13 protein-coding genes are annotated in these 16,592 nt (G+C 63.5%); 9 read left to right on the top strand and 4 right to left on the bottom strand.

From position 1 onward, the window contains the following. Positions 1-192: 192 nt before the first annotated feature. The 4 genes from metG to nth all read left to right on the top strand — a co-directional run bounded on the left by metG (position 193) and on the right by nth (position 5,443). The gene (metG, locus tag F0A17_RS02515; RefSeq protein WP_149326750.1) at positions 193-2,235 is read left to right on the top strand and encodes a methionine--tRNA ligase; all 2,043 of its coding nucleotides are present in this window, start codon (positions 193-195) and stop codon (positions 2,233-2,235) included. Positions 2,236-2,324: 89 nt separating this feature from the next. Beyond that, positions 2,325-3,911, top strand: a complete 1,587-nt coding sequence (locus F0A17_RS02510) for a diguanylate cyclase domain-containing protein (protein WP_149326749.1) — start codon at positions 2,325-2,327, stop codon at positions 3,909-3,911. A gap of 100 nt (positions 3,912-4,011) precedes the next feature. Then, entirely contained in the window at positions 4,012-4,794 is a 783-nt protein-coding gene (rsxB, locus tag F0A17_RS02505) for an electron transport complex subunit RsxB (RefSeq protein ID WP_149326748.1), read from the top strand. 13 nt (positions 4,795-4,807) lie between these two features. Further along, positions 4,808-5,443 carry an endonuclease III gene (gene nth, locus F0A17_RS02500; protein WP_149326747.1) on the top strand — a complete coding sequence of 212 codons (636 nt, stop codon included), beginning with the start codon at positions 4,808-4,810 and terminating at the stop codon, positions 5,441-5,443. A 66-nt stretch (positions 5,444-5,509) separates the two neighbouring features. Here nth and F0A17_RS02495 read toward each other — a convergent pair whose 3' ends face one another. Genes F0A17_RS02495 through F0A17_RS02485 form a run of 3 tightly spaced genes read right to left on the bottom strand, consistent with a single transcriptional unit; the run spans position 5,510 to position 8,564 of the window. Beyond that, positions 5,510-6,517, bottom strand: a complete 1,008-nt coding sequence (locus tag F0A17_RS02495) for an ArsA family ATPase (protein ID WP_149326746.1) — start codon at positions 6,515-6,517, stop codon at positions 5,510-5,512. A gap of 54 nt (positions 6,518-6,571) precedes the next feature. Next, positions 6,572-6,874 (bottom strand): cory-CC-star protein, encoded by a 303-nt coding sequence (locus tag F0A17_RS02490; protein ID WP_149326745.1) that lies wholly within the window; start codon positions 6,872-6,874, stop codon positions 6,572-6,574. 16 nt (positions 6,875-6,890) lie between these two features. Continuing rightward, positions 6,891-8,564 carry a carbon starvation CstA family protein gene (locus F0A17_RS02485; protein WP_149326744.1) on the bottom strand — a complete coding sequence of 558 codons (1,674 nt, stop codon included), beginning with the start codon at positions 8,562-8,564 and terminating at the stop codon, positions 6,891-6,893. A 384-nt stretch (positions 8,565-8,948) separates the two neighbouring features. Between F0A17_RS02485 and F0A17_RS02480 the strand changes: the two genes are divergently transcribed. The 5 genes from F0A17_RS02480 (at position 8,949) to F0A17_RS02460 (ending at position 15,777) form a co-directional block, all read left to right on the top strand. After that, positions 8,949-9,320, top strand: a complete 372-nt coding sequence (locus F0A17_RS02480) for a response regulator transcription factor (RefSeq protein WP_149326743.1) — start codon at positions 8,949-8,951, stop codon at positions 9,318-9,320. Next, complete coding sequence (locus F0A17_RS02475) at positions 9,320-11,383, top strand: 3'-5' exonuclease (protein WP_149326742.1); 2,064 nt, start codon at positions 9,320-9,322, stop codon at positions 11,381-11,383. The genes F0A17_RS02480 and F0A17_RS02475 overlap by 1 nt, the downstream gene beginning before the upstream one ends. Beyond that, positions 11,380-11,580, top strand: a complete 201-nt coding sequence (locus tag F0A17_RS02470) for a hypothetical protein (RefSeq protein ID WP_149326741.1) — start codon at positions 11,380-11,382, stop codon at positions 11,578-11,580. The genes F0A17_RS02475 and F0A17_RS02470 overlap by 4 nt, the downstream gene beginning before the upstream one ends. Positions 11,581-11,584: 4 nt before the next feature. Continuing rightward, positions 11,585-14,335, top strand: a complete 2,751-nt coding sequence (locus tag F0A17_RS02465; RefSeq protein ID WP_149326740.1) for a sensor histidine kinase — start codon at positions 11,585-11,587, stop codon at positions 14,333-14,335. A 191-nt stretch (positions 14,336-14,526) separates the two neighbouring features. Further along, a complete protein-coding gene (locus F0A17_RS02460; protein WP_149326739.1) occupies positions 14,527-15,777 on the top strand; it encodes an EAL and HDOD domain-containing protein in 1,251 nt (416 codons plus the stop codon). 272 nt (positions 15,778-16,049) lie between these two features. Here F0A17_RS02460 and F0A17_RS02455 read toward each other — a convergent pair whose 3' ends face one another. Continuing rightward, complete coding sequence (locus F0A17_RS02455) at positions 16,050-16,511, bottom strand: helix-turn-helix domain-containing protein (protein ID WP_149326738.1); 462 nt, start codon at positions 16,509-16,511, stop codon at positions 16,050-16,052. Between the last annotated feature and the right edge of the window lie 81 nt (positions 16,512-16,592).

The following is a 16,592-nucleotide window of genomic DNA, read 5'->3' as shown; positions in this document are numbered from 1 at the left end:
GCCTGCGCCTGAGTCGATACCTCGCTTCCATGCCCTGCTTCTCGCCGATCGCGTTCCGTCAGCGTAGTCCACTCGCCACGGTACGCGTGCCAAGCGAGCACCGCCGAAGTGCACTTTTCGCGATCGGGTGCAGTCGCGCGCCAACAGGGCTACAATCGAGGGTCTGTTTTTCTTGGGAATTCCAGAGCCGATATGTCGAATACCGCAAGCGCCTCGCGCAAGATCCTGGTCACCAGCGCCCTGCCCTACGCCAACGGCTCGATCCACCTCGGCCATTTGCTGGAATACATCCAGACCGATATCTGGGTACGCTTCCAGAAGAGCCGTGGCCACGAATGCCATTACGTATGCGCCGACGATGCCCATGGCACCGCCATCATGCTGCGCGCCGAGCAGGAAGGAATCAGCGCCGAGGCCTTGATCGAACGCGTCTCGAAGGAGCACCAGGCGGATTTCGCCACCTTCGGCGTGGCGTTCGACAACTACCACTCGACTCACTCCGAAGAGAACCGCTACTTCAGCGAGCTGATCTATACTCGGCTCCGTGACCGGGGACACATCGCCACCCGCGACATCGAGCAGATGTACGACCCGGTCAAGGGACTGTTCCTGGCCGACCGCTTCATCAAGGGAACGTGTCCGCGCTGCAAGACCCGCGACCAATATGGCGATAACTGCGAGGCATGCGGTGCCACTTATACGCCGGCGGAGCTGATCGATCCCGTCTCGGCAATCTCCGGTGCCACACCGGAGGTGCGCAGCTCGACCCACTATTTCTTCAAGCTGCCGGACTTTGCCGACTTCCTGAAGGATTGGACCCGTGGCGGCCACGTGCAGATTCAGATCGGCAACAAGCTGCAAGAGTGGTTCGAATCGGGGCTCAACGAATGGGACATCTCCCGTGACGCGCCCTACTTCGGCTTCGAGATTCCCGATGCGCCGGGCAAGTACTTCTATGTCTGGCTCGACGCGCCGATCGGTTACCTGGCCAGTTTCAAGCACCTGTGCGACCGCATCGGTATCGATTTCGACAGCTACTGGAAGAAGGACTCCGAGGCCGAGATCTATCATTTCATCGGCAAGGACATCGTCTACTTTCATGCGCTGTTCTGGCCGGCCATGCTGCACGGTGCCGACTTCCGCACGCCCACGGCGGTGAACTGCCACGGCTTTGTCACCGTCAACGGGGCCAAGATGTCGAAATCGCGCGGCACCTTCATCAAGGCGGCGACCTATGCCGAGCACTTGAACCCCGAATACCTGCGCTACTATTTTGCCGCCAAGCTCACCTCGCGGGTCGACGACCTCGACCTCAACCTCGAGGACTTCGCCGCCCGGGTCAACGCCGACCTGGTGGGCAAGGTCGTCAACATCGCCAGCCGCTGTGCCGGCTTCGTCAAGAAGCTGGGTGACGGCAGGCTCACGGCCCACTGCGCCGAACCCGAACTGTTGGCACGCTTCATTGCCGCCGGCGATGCCATTGCCGAGGACTTCGAAACCCGCGAATTCGGCCGTGCGGTGCGCAAGATCATGGAACTGGCCGACGAAGCCAATACCTACATTGCCGACAAGGAACCCTGGGTGCTGGCCAAGCAGGAAGGGCGCGAGCGTGAGGTGCTGGAAATCTGCTCGGTAGGCATCAATCTGTTCCGTCAGCTGATGGTCTACCTGGCGCCGGTGGTACCGGCCATGGCCGAGCAGGCACGCCGGTTCCTCGAACTCAGCTCGCTGGACTGGCATAGCCGTCACGAAGTGCTGCTCGATCACGCGATCGCCAAGTTCAAGCCGCTGATGACCCGTGTCGAACGCGACAGGATCGATGCCATGATCGAGGCATCGAAGGAGGATCTGGTGGAAGAACAGAAGCTCAAGGAGGCGGTCAAAGGGCCGCTTGCCGACGACCCCATCGCCGAACAGATCGCCTTCGACGACTTTGCCAAGGTCGATCTCCGTATCGCCCGCATTGCCAAGGCCGAGTATGTCGAAGGGGCCGACAAGCTGCTCCAGTTGACGCTCGATCTCGGTGGCGAGTCCCGTAACGTCTTTGCCGGCATCCGCTCGGCTTATGCACCCGAAGCGCTGGAAGGGCGATTGACGGTGATGGTCGCCAACCTGGCGCCGCGCAAGATGCGCTTCGGCGTTTCGGAGGGCATGGTACTGGCCGCAGGCAACGATGAAGGCATCTACCTGCTGTCGCCGGATTCGGGTGCCGAGCCCGGCCAGCGCGTGAGATAAACGTGTATTTCATTAAAGTTTGACCGCCTGCGGCCGATAGCGATGTCAAGCCCCCATTGAATCGCTAACGACGTAGGCGAGCCTCGTACATGACTGTAGCCTTGACTTCGCTGAGGCACCGCTTCTTTCTCGCTCTGTTGGGGGTGCTGTGTCTGGCCCTGCTGGCCCTGGTACTGGTCGCCCGCCTCCAGATCATGCCGATCCTGCTGGAAGATGAAGAGGCATTCGCCAGCGCCGAACTCGATCGGGCCGAGCGGGCCCTGGACAGCGAACTCGGCCATATGCACCGGTTGGTGGAAGACTGGGCCTACTGGGACGATACCTACGATTTCGTCCATGGGAAGCGTCCTGAATATGTCGACTCCAATCTCTACGAGGATACGCTCGACACCCTCGATCTGGCGCTGATGGTTTTCCTCGACGGCGATAGCGAGCCCTACTGGATAGCCGGTTTCGACGAGAAGGGCGAGTTCACTTCCTGCCCCGGTATCCAGCCCCCCTGTGACTGGGCGGCGCCTGCAATGCGCCACCTTCGCCAGCCAATCGACAATGGATTCGAGGAAGCCACGCAGACCTGGCTGCTGGCGCTGCCGCCACTGGCCATGGGCGCCTTGTCGCCCATCCACCAGAACCGGGAAGACGCATCATCCGCCGGCTGGCTGGCCATGGTACGTCCCCTCTCCGAGTCACGAATCGGACAGCTGCGCGATACCACCGGCATCGATCTTCGTTTCGATATCGTCGGGGCGGGCAGCCTTCCCCGCGAATCGCTCGAACGCATCTCGCCCACTCACATGACCGCCAGCCGCCACGTTGCCGCCATTCCGACGAGCCACGCGGTGCGCATCGACGCCCTGCTGCCGCGCCAGCGCTACCAGGCCAGCCTGGAGACCTTTCGTTTCGCCCTCTACTGGACAGGTGGCGTATTGGTCATGACCCTGCTGGTGGTGCTATGGCTGCTCGAACACATGATACTGGCGCCGCTGCGCCAGTTCTCCCGCTATACCCAGCGCCTGCATCATGACGCCGTCCCGCCCTCGATGCCCGGCGGCCTCTTGATGCGTCGCGACGAGATCGGCACCCTGGCGCGGGAATTCCGCAACCTGTTGACTCACCAACAGCAGCAGTCCGCTCTGCTGCTGGAGATGACCCAGCACGATCCGCTGACCGGCATCGCCAATCGCCGCTTGTTCGACGAACGGCTCGAAGAGCAGCTCGACGGCTCTCCTCGGCATCGGCGTGTGGCAGCCATGATGATCGACATCGATCACTTCAAGCTCTACAACGACCATTATGGCCATCAGGCAGGGGACGCTTGCCTGATGACGCTGGCCGAATGCATGGAGGAGAAGCTGAGCGTGTACGGCTTTCTCGTCGCCCGCACCGGGGGCGAGGAGTTCAGCGTATTGCTGCCGAATACCTCGCTCGATACCGCTGTCGCCCATGCCGAAGCCCTGTTGCGGGCAGTGAGCGACCTTGGCCTGCCCCATGCCACTTCCCCGACCGGCCGCCATGTCACGGTCAGTATTGGCGTCGCCGCTCACGTCCCAGGCCAGCTAACGACCCCGGCCGATATCATGCGCGCCGCCGACCAGGCGCTCTATCGCGCCAAGGCAGGCGGCCGGAACCGTATCCACGCCTACCACCCGGTCGCCGACAGCGTGCCCCAGGAATAAGGCCCCCACCCAGAACCAGGGATGCCCCGGTGCGGCCAGCGGCGTATAATGAAGCGCCTTCCGCCATGCTGACGCAGCTACGAGCCCAACAGGAGTGCATGTGACGGGCCATCCCTCGCTGATCGACGCCATCGACGCGCTATTGCCGCAGACTCAGTGCGGCAAGTGCGGTCATCCGGGCTGCCGCCCCTATGCCGAGGCCATTGCGACCGGCGAAGCCATCAATCGCTGCCCCCCCGGCGGCGAGGCAACCGTCGAGCGACTCGCCGAACTGACCGGGCAGGCCTTGCTGCCCCTGGAGCAGCCTGCCCAGGCGCCGCTGGCCGCCGTCATCCGCGAAGCGGAGTGCATCGGTTGTACCAAATGCATTCAAGCCTGCCCGGTGGACGCCATTCTCGGGGCGAGCAAACAGATGCACACCGTGATTACCGCCGAGTGCACGGGATGCGAACTCTGCGTGGCGCCCTGTCCGGTCGATTGCATCGACCTGATGCCGCATCCCGGCTGGCAGGCCGCCGACAGCGAAGCCGAACGTGAGCGCTATGTGGCACAACGGGCTCGGCTCGGCCAGCAGCGCTTTGAAGCGCGCCAGCAACGCCTGGCTCGCGAAGCAAGGGAGAAACGCCTGGAGCGCCAGCGTCGCCTGATCCGGCAGAACACGCGCGCTCCGCAGGATGCGACGGGGCCCGCGCCACAGCAGCGCCAGCGCCAGATGGCCATGAAGGCGGCCGAGCAGGCGGTCAAGCGTGCCCGCACGCAACTCGAACGCGCCCGTCGGCGCGACGATGCCGCCGCCGAACGCCAGGCCGAGGCTCAGCTTGCACAGGCCAACGCCCTGCTCGACGAAGCCCGCGAAGCCTTGGCCTCCTCCCAGCCGCAATGAGCCCCGGAGAGACATGAACACTCAAAAGCGCCACGAGATTTTTGCCCGGCTGCGTGCCAACAACCCCGAGCCGACCACCGAGCTGAACTGGAGCACGCCTTTCGAGCTGCTCACCGCCGTACTGCTCTCCGCCCAGGCCACCGACGTGGGCGTGAACAAGGCCACCGCCCGTCTGTTCCCGGTGGCCAATACCCCCCAGGCGATCCTCGATCTTGGTCTCGACACGCTCAAGTCGTATATCAAGACCATCGGCCTCTACAATACCAAGGCCGAGAACCTGATGAAGACCTGCCGCATCCTGGTCGAGCAGCACGACGGCGAGGTACCGCGCAGCCGGACCGCGTTGGAGGCGCTGCCGGGCGTAGGGCGCAAGACCGCCAACGTGATCCTCAACACCGCCTTCGGTGAACCCACCATTGCCGTGGATACGCATATCTTCCGCGTTTCCAATCGCACGCGGATCGCGCCGGGCAAGAATGTGAACGAGGTGGAGCAGAAGCTGCTGCGTCACGTGCCCGGGGAATTCCGCCGCGATGCCCATCACTGGCTGATCCTGCACGGTCGCTACACTTGCCTGGCGCGCCGTCCGCGCTGCGGCAGTTGCGTGATCGAAGACCTATGCGAATACAAGGAGAAGGTCGATCTCTAGAAGCGGCCACGGTACGACTCGCCCGCGTTCGGCTGGGGCGATCATGTCGTTGAGCGAATGGCTGCCTTAGAAGCCCAGGGACTCGAGCCGAGTCGCCAATGCCTCCAGAATGTCCATGCCCTGCACGTCGGTGGGCAGCCACGGCAGCCGCGGGCGCGGCAGGTGAGCGAGCCGTTCATCGATGCGTGCCAGGTAGGTTGCCTCCTGCTCGCGCCGGGCGCGCAGGAAGTCGCCATCGGCATCCTCCGGTATGACACGATTGACCAGTGTGCCCGCCACCGGCACCCTGGCCGCCTCCAGTGTTTCCACCGCTCGCACGGTTTCAAGGATCGGCAGTCGCTCCGGTGTCAGCACGAAGAGAAAACCGGTTTCCGCGGCGTTTTCGATGCGCCGTCGCGCACGATGAAACAGGCGACGGCGCTCGATCAAGGTACGCGCCACGTCGCGGGTGCGGTCATCCAGTTCAGCCAGCGGGTCCTCGCCGGGATCGTCGAAGGGAGTGGCCACATCGCGCCCGCGCTTGGGCGTGAGATGCGCAAGCACGTGGCCCAGCTCTTCGGATTTGCGGTTGTGCGCCAACAGGCCATCGGTCCAGGCGGCCATCGCTTCCGGCAAAGTCAGCAGCCGTAGAGTGTGACCCGTGGGGGCGGTATCGAAGATGACCAGGTCGTAGGGCGCCTCGTCGTCGATCACGATGCGCGACAGGCGCTCCAGCAATGCGGCTTCCTGAGTGCCCGGCGATTGACGGGTCAGGCGCATCTGTCGCTCGAGTTCCTGCATCATCTCGGGCGCGGCATAGCGGCGCATCTGTTCGGTCACCCGAGCCAGGTGAGCGTCCACCTCGGCATCCGGATCGATCTCCATGGCATCGAGATTCGGCAGCAGGCGACGCGGAGCATCGCCCAATTCCCGATCGAACACATCACCCAGGCTATGGGCCGGGTCGGTGGAGACGACCAGCACGCGGCGCTCCCGGCGTGCGGCCAGCACGGCCAGTGCCGCCGCCACGGTGGTCTTGCCCACCCCACCTTTGCCCCCCACCCAGAGCAGGCGCTTGTCTAAAAGCTCCTTCATGGCGATTCCCTCTTGGCCCATGCTGAGCCGGCATGGTGATGTTGCCAATGACGATCAACAACACCTGAAATGCTCGAGCGGCGACCGTTCCATCCCCATTCGCTTATGCCAGTCATGGAAGCGCTCGAGCAGCAGTGGCTGCAGCTCCAGGGTGTAATAGGCCGCCGGATTGGGCACGCCCATCATGTCGGAAAATACCAGCAGCATGAACAGATCGTCCTCGTCGCGTCGCGCCCGGGCAACGGCACCGCGATAGCGCGCGGAGTAGATCTCCTCAGCGAAGAAACGGGCCTGGCTCAGCCAGGCCCGAACCCGTTCGAGACGAGGATCACGACCCTCGCCATGATCGTCGTTCATCGATACCTCCCTGGCATCACCCCTGCCGGGCCACCTCCGCACGCGAGCGCTTCAGCGCCGATGCGCACTCCATGGCAACCAGGATAGCGGCAATCAGCACCACGAAATCCAGGAACAACAGGAAGTAGTTGCCTTCATTGAAGAAGGTGCGCAGTTGGATGAGCAGCGCGGCGATGGTCATGACCAGCAGGAAGCACAGCGGCGCCAGGGTGTACCACATCGGCCGACGCAGCCTCACCAGCATCACCGTGACCACAAGCAAGGTCAGGCCCGCCAGCAGCTGGTTGGTCGTGCCGAACAGCGGCCAAATGATCATGCCGCCGGTACCGCCGGCCCCACCCGCGCCGAAGGCCAGCAGCAGGCAACTGCCCACGGCCAGCAGAGTGGCTGGCACGTTACGGGTCATCCACTTCTGCTGATAGATCTCGCCCCACTCCTGGAAAATATAGCGCTGCAGGCGCAGTCCGGTATCCATGGTGGTGCCGGCGAAAAGCGCGGCCATCACGGTGAGCAGGGTCGCCGCCGTCGCTTCGGGCAGCCCCAGGCCGTTGTGAATCATGAAGGCGCCGCCTTCGACGAAAGCGTTGACGCCACCGGCGCCGAAGGCGGTATAGACCGCCTGCCAGTCGGCAAAGGAAGCGAAGCCGGCAGTGGCGGCGAGGATCGCGGCCAGCGCCAGCATGCCCTCGCCCACGGCGCCGAAGTAGCCGACGAAGCGCGCATCGGGCTCACGATTGAGCTGCTTCGAGGTGGTGCCGGAGGAAACCAATCCATGGAAGCCCGAAATGGCGCCGCAAGCGATGGTGACGAACAATAGCGGCAACATCGACGGCGTGCCCGCCGGCAGGTCACCGTTGATCATCGGTGCCACCACGGTCGGATTGAGGAAGAGGATCGCGCCATAGAGGACGATCAGACCGATGAACAGCTGCAGACCGTTGATGTAGTCGCGCGGTTGCAGCAACACCCACACCGGCAGCATGGAAGCGATGGCAGCGTAGGCGAACAGGATCAGGATCCAGACGGCATTGCCGGAGAGTCCGCCCACTTCGGCCGGCATCTGGATCGGTACCGACGGGCCGATGAAGATCAAGGCATAGAGAGCGATGACACCGAGGATCGACACCACCGGCAAACTGAGAACGCGACGATAGATGAGCTGGCCGATGATAAGGGCCACCAGAATCGCCCCCCATACCGGGACCACGGCGCTGGAGAAATTCATCATCAGTCCGGCGATGACCACCGCGAACACCGCGTTGACCATCAGCAGTACCAGGAAGATGACGATCATGAAGAGACTGCGAGCGCGCCCGCCTACCACGTCACCGGTCAGTGCACCTACCGACTTGGCCTTGTTGCGCACGCTGGCCCAGATCGCACCGGAATCATGGATACCGGCAAAGAACACGGTTCCCAGCACGACCCACAGGAAAGCCGGCAACCAGCCCCAGATAACCGCAATGGCCGGGCCCACGATAGGTGCCGCACCGGCCACCGAGGTGAAATGATGGCCCCAAAGCACGAAGCGGTTGGTCGGTACGAAGTCGACACCGTCCTCGTATTCGTGAGCGGGTGTCTTGAAGTCGGGATCGAGGCGATAGATCTTGGTGGCAATGAAGCGAGAATAAACCCAATACCCCGCCGCCATTCCGCCAAGCCCGAGAATCAACAGGACGATGGCACTCATTCTGGTCAGCTCCTTTATAAGGAATCGCGCTCTTGTCGTTGTTGGCTCGCATGTTTTGCAAGTCAGGCTCCGCTCGAGACGACATGCCAGCCTTCTATGTCGTCAGCAGAACCGGGTCAGGCAGCGCGGTACGCTGCCCGCCCAAGGATGAACAGCCAGGGAAAACAAGTCCATGGCAGGAAGCCCCCCCGGCAGTTATTTACATCTAAAGTCGTATGGGGCGAGTCGATTCCCTCACGTCGCCCCTCGACGCTCCATGAGCGAGCCGATGCGGCACGAGGAAGCGCTGCACCGCGAACTTGGGCCAAGGTCGTCTTTGCCGGACTCCCCGCGCGCACTAGACTGATCGATAACAACATATAACGAGCGGACGAGGAGTCATGAATGGCCAAGGTGCTGGTGGTGGACGATGAGCCCAACATCGTTCTGTCGCTGGAGTTCCTGATGCAACAGGCCGGCTTCGACGTGGAGACGGCCGAGGACGGCGAAAGCGCCCTGGCGCAGATCGAGGTGGCACCGCCCGACCTGATCCTGCTCGACATCAGCCTCCCCGGCATCAGCGGCTTCGATGTACTGGATCAACTGCGACAACACCCCCGCTACACCCGCCTGCCGATCGTCATGCTGACCGCCCACGGGCGCGAGGTCGAACGCGAGAAAGGATTGGCGCTGGGTGCCGACGACTACGTGACCAAACCGTTCTCTACCCAGGCACTGGTCGAGAAAGTCAAGATCCTGCTGGGCGAGGATGCCTGATGTTCCGGGGCAAGCTGCCCAAGCGCCAACGCTTGATCGGCCTCTGGCTGCTGCTAAGCGGCATCAGCCTGCTGGGCGGGGCGCTCTTCGCCGCCTGGCTGGACAGCCTGTTTCAGCCCCAGGGTATCGCGCGTCTGGTGTTGTGGCTGGGCTGCTTCTCCGGTGGCGGCACCCTGTTTCTCGTGGGTCTGCTGCTCGAACGCATGTTGTTCGCCCCGCTGCGCCACCTTCAGGTTCAACTGGCACGCCTGGTGGCCAACCCCGACGCACGAGACGACTATCCCCCCGAGGGCTGGCTGCGCGGTCTCGGCCCCGACCTGATACGTGTGCGCGAAGCCTGGCGCAGCGACCGTCAGCGCCTCGCCACCGCCCACGCCGAGGGCGCACGCAGTGCGGCACGAATCCGACAGGAACTGGAAACCCTGCTGCAGGTGCTCGATACGCCATTGCTGCTCTGCGATCACCATCGCCGTCTGCTACTGTTCAACCAGGCGGCCGAAGCCCTGTTCGAAGGCCATACCGGGTTAGGGCTGGGCAAGCGCCTCGACGCCTTGTTGCCGGTCGCCAGCCTTCAGGACGCGCTGAGCCAGCTTCCCGCCGACGGCTCGCCACGCGAGTTGCTGATCCCCTGCGACGAGCGCTGGCTGCATGGCGTGATGCGCCGCGTCCCCAACAGCCACGGCGAGAGCCTGTTGACCCTGACCGATGCCACCGCCGCCTGGACCCACGAGATGGGCGCGCGCGCCGGCCTGGCCGAGCGCCTGCCGGCGCTACGGCGTCACGGCGCAAGCCTGAGCAGTGCCGCCGAAGCACTGGGCAGCGTGCGCCAGGCCAGGCATATCGACGATACGCTACAGCGCCGTCTGGAAGCCGTGATCGGCGAGGAGTGCCAGGCGCTCGGCGAAGAGATCGAACGCTTCGGCCAACTGCTCGAGGACATGCAGCAGCAGGGCGAGCGCCTGGTGCCGCTGTGGTCCAACGATCTTTGGCGTTCACTCAACGAACGCCTCGCCCATCATCGAATCGAGGTGACACCCATCGGTATGCCGGCCTGGTTCAAGGGCGATGCGCCCGCGCTGCTGGCCCTGCTCGTCACCCTGCTCGAGCGGCTGCGCGCACACGTCGGAAACGTCGGCTTCGAAGGCGAGATGCGGCTCGGCAACCGCCGAGTCTATCTCGACCTGATCTGGCCCGGCCCGCCGCTGCCCCAGCATGAACTGGCCGTCTGGTGCGAGCGGCGACTCGAGACCCTGCCGTTGTCGCCACGCATCGGCGACTTACTGCGCCAGCACGCCAGCGATGCCTGGAGCCTGGCCGATCCCGACGGCACGCACGCCCGCCTGCGCCTGCCGTTGCCGGCGGTGGAACGGGTCGGCGCGCCACCCGTTCGGCTGCCGCCACGCCCCGAGTTCCATGACTTCGGTATCGCCGATCTGCCGCCGCCCGACGCCGAGCTGGCCCGCCAGTCATTGCGCACTCTGGAAGTGGTCGCTTTCGACACCGAGACCACCGGCCTGGAGCTTCGCCGCGGCGATAAGCCGATCAGCCTCGGGGCCTGCCGCATCGTCAATGCCCGACTGCTTGCCAGCGACACCTTCGATGTGCGCATCGACCCCGGTAAGCCGATTCCCCCGGCCAGCACGGCGATACACGGCATTACCGACGCCGACGTGGCCGGCGCCCCACCGCTGGCGGTCATCCTGCCCCGCTTTCGCGACTATGTTGGCGATGCGGTGCTTCTCGCTCACAACGCCGCCTTCGACCTGCTCGCCTTGCAGCCGACCGGCGCCGGCGTGACGCTGGACATGCCGGTGCTCGATACGCTCCTGCTCTCGCGGGCGCTGGATGAAAGTCTCGACGGACACGACCTGGATACCCTGGCCGAACGCTATGACCTGAGCTTTCCACCCGGCACCCGGCATACGGCGCTGGGCGATGCCCGCGTTACCGCCGAGCTGTGGCTGGCACTGTTGCCTCGGCTCGAAGCGCGCGGCCTCGATACCCTGGAAGAGGCGTTGGCGTTGCAAGCAACCGCCTTCGACAGGGAGGACGCCTGCACATGAGCGGCGATACCGCCCGGGCCAGGCTGGTTGCCCTTGTCGCCTTGGCGGCGTTGCTCTTCTCGCCGCCGCTGGTGGTCATCTTCGATCGTGGGCCGGACCGGGCGATCTCGTGGCTGCCGTTCTACCTGTTCGTGGCATGGCTCTTGACGATCGTTCTGACGGCTTGGTTGGTGGAGCGCGGCCAGGGGGACGAATGACCCGATGAGAACCGATCCGGTTGTCCTGACGGCCGCCTTCGGCTACCTGGCGCTGCTGTTCGTTATCGCCGCCTGGGGCGATCGGCGTGCCGAACAGGGCCGCTCGGTCATCGGCTCCCCTACCGTCTACGCCCTGTCGATCGCCGTCTATTGCACCGCCTGGACCTTCTACGGCAGCGTGGGTCGTGCCGCCGAGTTCGGCCCCAGCTTCCTGCTGATCTATCTGGGTCCGACGCTCGCGATGCTGTTGGCGCCGCTACTGATCCGCAAGATGGTGAGAATCGCCAGCACCCAGCGCATCACCTCCATCGCCGACTTCATCAGTGCCCGCTACGGCAAGAGCTCGAGCCTCGGTGCGCTGGTGGCATTGATTGCGCTGATCGGCGTCACTCCCTATATCGCCCTGCAGCTCAAGGCGATCACTCTGAGCCATGCGGTCCTGGTCGACTACCCCGCCACGGCGGAGTTTCGCCTCGCCGAGGAAAGCTTCTGGTCGGACAAGTCGCTCTGGGTGGCCCTGGTACTCGCCGTCTTCATCATTCTGTTCGGCACCCGCCACCTGGACGCCAGCGAGCGCCACGAGGGCATGGTGGCGGCCATCGCCTTCGAGTCGCTGGTCAAGCTGGTGGCCTTCCTGACGGTCGGTGTGTTCGTCGTGTTCGTGCTGTTTAATGGCCCTGTCGATCTGTTTCGCCAGGTCGCCGACCGCCCCGAACTGTCCGGTGCCCTGGGCCTCGAGGCGGTACCGGGCGGCGCCATCGGCTGGGTCGGCACCCTGCTGCTTGCCTTCCTCGCCTTTCTGACGCTGCCGCGCCAGTTCCAGGTTCTGGTGGTGGAGAACGTCGACGAACGTCACCTCAGGCGCGCCAGTTGGCTGTTCCCACTCTATCTGGTGGCGATCAACCTGTTCGTGATTCCCATCGCCATGGCCGGTCTGTTGCTGGGCGGGGACGGCGATCCCGATAGCTTCGTGCTGACCCTGCCGCTTGCCGCCGGGCTGGAAGGCATACCGCTGCTGGTGTTCATCGGTGGGCTCTCGGCCGCCACCGGCATGGTGATCGTCGAAACCATTGCGCTTTCCACCATGGTCAGCAACCAGTTGATGATGCCGCTGCTGCTGCGCTCTCGACGGCTGCACCTGAGTTCCCAGGGCGAGCTGGCCCGCTGGCTGCTGGGCATACGTCGCGTGGCAATCGTGCTGATCCTGCTGCTCGGATATCTCTACCATGCGCTGATCGGCGACTCCTACAGCCTGGTGACAATCGGCCTGGTGTCGTTCGTCGGCGTCGCGCAATTCGCCCCGGCCATGCTGATCGGCATGTACTGGCGCGGGGCAACCAGGCTCGGCGCTACGCTGGGCTTACTGGCCGGCTTCGCCATCTGGTGCTACACACTGCTGGTGCCGGGCTTCGCTCAATCGGGCTGGCTCGACGCCAGTTTGGTCAGCGAAGGCCTGCTGGGACTGGCTTGGCTACGCCCGTACGCGCTGTTCGGCCTGGAAGGCTTCGACATCTATAGCCATGCGCTGTTGTGGAGTCTGATCGCCAACGTCAGCCTGCTGGTAGGAGTCTCGCTGTTCACGCGTCAGAGCCCGGTCGAGCAGACTCAGGCGGCGCTATTCACCGAGGCGATGAACCCCGGCCTGCAGCACACCTCGCTCTGGCGCGGCCAGACCACTTGGGGCGAGCTGCTGAGCCTGCTCAATCGCTATCTCGGCACCCAGACCACGGCACGCATCCTGGCCGACCGCCACGATGCCCCCGCCGACGGCGATCCTGCCCCGCCGGCGCTCATCGCCCGCGCCGAGCAGGCGCTTTCGGGGGCCCTGGGCAGCGCGTCAGCCCGTGTGCTGATCAATTCGGTAGTGCGCGGCGAAGCGCTTGACCGGGAGGCGATCCTCAGCATTCTCGATACGACCTCCCAGGCCCTGGAGTACAACCGCCGGCTGGAACAGAAATCGGAGGAGCTGGCGCGTATTGGCGAGGCACTCCGCGCTGCCAACGAGCGCCTGCGCGAACTCGATCGCCTCAAGGACGAGTTTGTCGCCATGGTCAGCCATGAACTGCGTACCCCGTTGACCTCGATCCGCGCTTTCGCCGAGATCCTGCGCGACAGCCGGGCGCTGTCGGAAGAAAAGCGTGTCCATTTCCTCGAAGTGGTGGTGCTCGAGAGCCAACGGCTGTCGCGGCTGATCGAAGAGATCCTCGACCTAGCACGCCTGGAAAGCGGGCGCCTGACACTCACCCCACAACGTCTCGACCTGGCTGCCCTGACCCGGCAGAGCGTCGATGCCGTGCATCGCCTCCAGGAGAGCCGCGGCGTGGCACTCGAGGTCGACATCGAGCCCGAGGAAGCACCGGTGATCGGCGATCCCGATCGACTCGAACAGGTGATCATCAACCTGCTGGACAATGCCGGCAAGTTCGCCGATGACGATACGCCCCGAGTGCGCCTGCACCTGGCTCGACACAAGAAGGGCTATCGCTTGAGCGTCGAGGACAACGGCCCTGGCATCGGCGTCGACGAGCGTGAACGGGTGTTCGAGAAATTTCACCAGATCAAGCGCCACGGCGCCAATAGCGGAAGAGTCTCGGGGCGCCCCCGAGGCAGCGGCCTAGGACTGCCGATCAGCCGTGGCATCGTTGCCCACCTGGGAGGGCGACTCTGGGTCGGCGATGCCCCGACGCTAAACGGTGCTTGCGTCGTGATGGAGCTCCCCGAGGCGCCGGCGAAAGACAAGCGGCCGGCAGACTAGCCCAATTTTGCGTTATCCAACCCCTGAAGCGCAAATAACCCCCATTTTTTGCTCGGATTGGAAAATTTTTGGCTTATGAGGTCCTAAAAGGTAAGCTTGTCACGCATGGACCTGCCTGGCGCTTGACCAGGGGCACAATAACGTGTCCAAGGCGACAAGGGAGGTCAGAAGAGCACCGAAGGACCGCCGGGATGACACAAACAGCAAAGGGAACGGGCAATCTATTACTCGCCGCGCAGCCCATTTTCGACCGCAAGGACACCCCCTACGGGGTCGAGCTGCTCTACCGCAATGACCAGGGCGAGAATGCTGGCGATGTCGGGGAGGACACTGCCACCTCGGAGCTTGTCTACCACCTGAGCACTGCCGTCATCGGTAGGACCGATCTGCTTCGAGTGCCGGCATTCATCAATGTTTCTACCGAGTTGCTGCTCACCCAGCCCTTTCTTCCACTGCCGCCCGATCGGGTCGTCATCGAGCTCGTCGAGCGTATCACCCCCACTCCCACGCTTGTCGACGCCGTACGCCGCCTGCACAAGCAGGGATTTCGCTTCGCGCTGGACGATTTTACCTTTACGCCTGACTGGGATCCGCTACTCTCGCTCGCCTCTTACATCAAGGTCGACATCCTGTCATTGTCCCTCGCAACGGCAGCAAAGCACCGCGCCCGCCTCGCTCACCTGGACGTGCAGTGGATCGCCGAGCGCGTGGAGACCCGCGAGGCGCATGACGCCTGCCTGGCACTGGGGTTCGACCTCTTTCAGGGCTACTTCTATGCCCATCCTGTGCCGGTTTATGGCAAAAAAATCCCACCGACAACGCTTCAGGCCATGCAGCTACTCAACCAGCTCATGCAACCCGAGCCCGATACTTTCAAGATCGTCTCCCTGATCCAATCCGATCCCCAACTTGCCATCAAGCTCACGCGTATCGCTCACAGCGTCTACTACCGTCGCCACGGCACCATCGTCTCGATTCAGGGCATCGTCGCCAGACTCGGCTTCCGCCAACTCTGTCGCTGGGTGACGCTCTTTGGCCTGCTCGACCATGCCGATTCCACCTTCACCCCGCTGGCGCTGACGCGCGCCAAGGCTTGTGAGCGTCTTGCACAACAGGAGCAGTTAAATCGACAAACGGCTTATTTCATCGGTCTGCTCTCCACTGTCGACCTGCTAATCGGCGTCCCCTGCGATGAGTTCCTTGACGGCCTGGAGGTCGACATCCTCCTTCGTGAGGCAATACTGCTAGGCCAAGGGGCTTACGGGAGTCTCCTTGATCGTATAAAGGAAACCGAGCGTCGCCATGCCCAGCGACAGCCGGCTCGCAACATGGAAGAGGAGAGGCTGTCAGCGCTCTACTACCAGGCCCACCATGCTGCACTCGAACAATTGACGACACTCGTGCAGGCCATGACTGCCGGCCACCCCTTTTCGGCCTCTTGATGCGCCACTCCCATCTCCCTCTGCCGGCCAGCCACTGTTGTCGTTGCCAATCACCACGGTATTGCCATTGCCTATGATGATATTGATCGGAGCACTCTGCGAATGATCCCGACCGCTCTCTACTGCCTCATTGATTTGGCTAATCAGTGTTTCCAGCATGCGGACCTCCTTCCAGGTGAGTGAGGCTGCTTGTCGCGCAGCCCGGTGCACCCCATACTAGCGGCCTCCACCTACCGGGATGCACCGAGATGCCCACCTTTTTCATGCGCATATCAGCGGAAGGCGGCTAGCGCTATAACGTTATCCAGGGTAGCCTCGTCCATCGCGTCGCCATGGCGCAGGTAGTACTCGTAGATCAACCGGATCACCTTGGCTTCGGCCTCGGGCCGTAGCCTGATGCCCTTGGCCTCGAACACGGCACTCGTCTTGGCAATTACCTCCTCGAGTGCATCGAAGTCAGGGGCAATCACCCTGCCGCTGCCAGCGGCAGGATCCATGCACTGCGAGCCCACGGACTTTTCAAGCAGCATTTCCCCTTCGCCAGTCAACAGCCAATGGCCGCTCACCCCCACGGCCGTGACGATTGAGGCGAGCGCCGCCCCCTTGGGCTCACTCCGCCCACTGAAGTAGTTCTCGAGAGTCCGCCTGGCAATTCCTGCCTTGTCTGCCAAGGCATTGCCGCTTCCCGCAAGACGCGCACAAACGCGCAGGCGATCGCTTAGCGTATTGCTCATTTCTGCCGTAACCGCAGGGGCATCATGCGTCGCACTTCTTTTTTCCACGTGTCGCATTCCAGTAAGCTACTGATAAAAGAG

Source organism: Billgrantia pellis (assembly GCF_008297955.1).
GTDB classification, from domain to species: domain Bacteria; phylum Pseudomonadota; class Gammaproteobacteria; order Pseudomonadales; family Halomonadaceae; genus Halomonas; species Halomonas pellis.
Note: the sequence above shows the minus strand (reverse complement) of the source record. Positions and strands in the feature narration are given on the sequence as shown.

Excerpts from the sequence above, each read along its gene's own strand:
- metG (WP_149326750.1), top strand. The coding sequence starts at position 193 with ATGTCGAATACCGCAAGCGCCTCGCGCAAGATCCTGGTCACCAGCGCC.
- F0A17_RS02510 (WP_149326749.1), top strand. The coding sequence starts at position 2,325 with ATGACTGTAGCCTTGACTTCGCTGAGGCACCGCTTCTTTCTCGCTCTG.
- nth (WP_149326747.1), top strand. The coding sequence starts at position 4,808 with ATGAACACTCAAAAGCGCCACGAGATTTTTGCCCGGCTGCGTGCCAAC.
- F0A17_RS02495 (WP_149326746.1), bottom strand. The coding sequence starts at position 6,517 with ATGAAGGAGCTTTTAGACAAGCGCCTGCTCTGGGTGGGGGGCAAAGGT.
- F0A17_RS02490 (WP_149326745.1), bottom strand. The coding sequence starts at position 6,874 with ATGAACGACGATCATGGCGAGGGTCGTGATCCTCGTCTCGAACGGGTT.
- F0A17_RS02485 (WP_149326744.1), bottom strand. The coding sequence starts at position 8,564 with ATGAGTGCCATCGTCCTGTTGATTCTCGGGCTTGGCGGAATGGCGGCG.
- F0A17_RS02480 (WP_149326743.1), top strand. The coding sequence starts at position 8,949 with ATGGCCAAGGTGCTGGTGGTGGACGATGAGCCCAACATCGTTCTGTCG.
- F0A17_RS02475 (WP_149326742.1), top strand. The coding sequence starts at position 9,320 with ATGTTCCGGGGCAAGCTGCCCAAGCGCCAACGCTTGATCGGCCTCTGG.
- F0A17_RS02470 (WP_149326741.1), top strand. The coding sequence starts at position 11,380 with ATGAGCGGCGATACCGCCCGGGCCAGGCTGGTTGCCCTTGTCGCCTTG.
- F0A17_RS02465 (WP_149326740.1), top strand. The coding sequence starts at position 11,585 with ATGAGAACCGATCCGGTTGTCCTGACGGCCGCCTTCGGCTACCTGGCG.
- F0A17_RS02460 (WP_149326739.1), top strand. The coding sequence starts at position 14,527 with ATGACACAAACAGCAAAGGGAACGGGCAATCTATTACTCGCCGCGCAG.
- F0A17_RS02455 (WP_149326738.1), bottom strand. The coding sequence starts at position 16,511 with ATGAGCAATACGCTAAGCGATCGCCTGCGCGTTTGTGCGCGTCTTGCG.